Origin of the sequence: Pseudomonas sp. Sample_9, assembly GCF_004307535.1 — a bacterium.
GTDB lineage: Bacteria > Pseudomonadota > Gammaproteobacteria > Pseudomonadales > Pseudomonadaceae > Aquipseudomonas > Aquipseudomonas mercuritolerans.
This window is the reverse complement of the sequence record NZ_RAZO01000450.1, coordinates 1-1,567: the sequence shown is the minus strand read 5'-3', so window position 1 is coordinate 1,567 and position 1,567 is coordinate 1. Positions and strand designations below refer to the sequence as shown.

The following is a 1,567-nucleotide window of genomic DNA, read 5'->3' as shown; positions in this document are numbered from 1 at the left end:
TGCAGCAAGCTCCCGGCAATCACGAACAGGTGCCAGATGCCATGGGCATGCCGCAGGCGGTGATCGAGGGCAAAAAAGATAATCCCCACCGTATACAGCACGCCGCCCGACGCCAGCCAGGCAAACCCCGCTGTGCCCAGTGCGGCAATCAGCGGTTTGACCGCGACCAGCACGATCCAGCCCATCACCGCATAAATCACGATCGACAGAATCCGCGCCTCGGAGCGCGGTTTGATCTCTTGCAGGATGCCGATCAGCGCCAGCCCCCAGACAATCCCGAACAGCGTCCAGCCCCACGGCCCGCGTAACGTCACCAGGCAGAACGGCGTGTAGCTGCCGGCGATCAACAGGTAGATCGAGAAATGGTCGACCTTCTTCATGATCGCTTTCTTGCGCCCGCGCACGCTGTGATACACGGTCGAGGCGCTGTAGAGCACCAGCAAGGTGAAAGCGTAAATGGCTACGCTGACGATCTTCCACGGACTGCCGTCGAGGCTGGCAATGATCAGCATCCACACGCCGCCGATAAACGCCGCAATAGCTCCGACCAAATGGGTCCAGGCGTTGAGTTTTTCCCCGTGATACATGTGTCGCATACCTCGTAGTCACTACCGCAAGCGCGCAAGGCTCGGGCCTTGAGCGTAAAAGCGCAATGTTTCTGTTCAACCTCGCCTGCGCGGCACGCGGGAATTGGGCACAATCGGCCGATACCAAAAAGAGTCCGCGCCATGCTGATCGACGAAGAATTGACCCTGAAAAAACTCGAGGTGTTCCTCGCCTTCATGCGCACCGGCAACCTCGCCCGCGCCGCCGCCGAATTGCAGACCAGCAACGTCAGCGTGCACCGCGCCATTCACTCTTTGGAAAACGCCCTGCGCTGCCCGCTGTTCAAACACGAAGGGCGCAATCTGACGCCACTGGAAAGCGCCTATGTGCTGGAAGAACGTGCGCAGAAGCTGATCAACGACGTCGTCGACAGCGTGCGCCTGACCCGCGAAGCCGCCGGGTTCTCCGCCGAGCGTTTCAAGCTCGGCTCGTTGTATTCGCTGACGGTGAAGACCGTGCCGCAGCTGATCATGGGCCTGAAGATCCGCCGCAGCGAACTCAACATCGACCTGATCCTCGGCTCGAACATCGACCTGCTCTACAAGCTGAAAAACATGGAAGTCGACGCGATTCTGGTGTCGCTGGACGACAGCATCAACGATCCGGACTGCGAGCAGATTGCGCTGTTTTCCGACGACATCTTCCTCGCCACCCCGGCCGATTCAAAATTCGCTCAGCGCAGTGAAGTCGATCTGGCGGAAGTGCGTGATGAAACCTTCATCACCCTGACCCAGGGCTTCGCCACGCATCAGGACGGTGTGCGGGTGTTCAAGCAAGCGGGATTCGAGCCGAAGGTGGCGATGCAGGTCAATGACATCTTCACTTTGCTGAGCATGGTCAGCTCAGGGGTGGGCTACGCCTTGTTGCCGGGGCGGATTGCGGCGGTGTACGAGAACCGGGTGAAGCTCATCCCGTTGCAGGAGAAGTACCGCTTGCAGCAGCACATTGGCGTGGTGTTTCT

The 1,567-nt window shown here is 59.5% G+C and carries 2 protein-coding genes; one reads left to right on the top strand and one right to left on the bottom strand.

Going from position 1 to position 1,567, the window contains the following annotated elements; all coding sequences use genetic code 11:
* A partial coding sequence (locus tag D6877_RS25650; RefSeq protein ID WP_130912515.1) for a hemolysin III family protein occupies positions 1-587 on the bottom strand: 587 nt, incomplete at its 3' end.
* 141 nt (positions 588-728) lie between these two features.
* On the opposite strand from D6877_RS25650, the gene D6877_RS25645 reads away from it, so the two are divergent.
* Positions 729-1,567: LysR family transcriptional regulator (locus tag D6877_RS25645; protein WP_130912514.1), on the top strand; the 839-nt coding region annotated here is incomplete at its 3' end.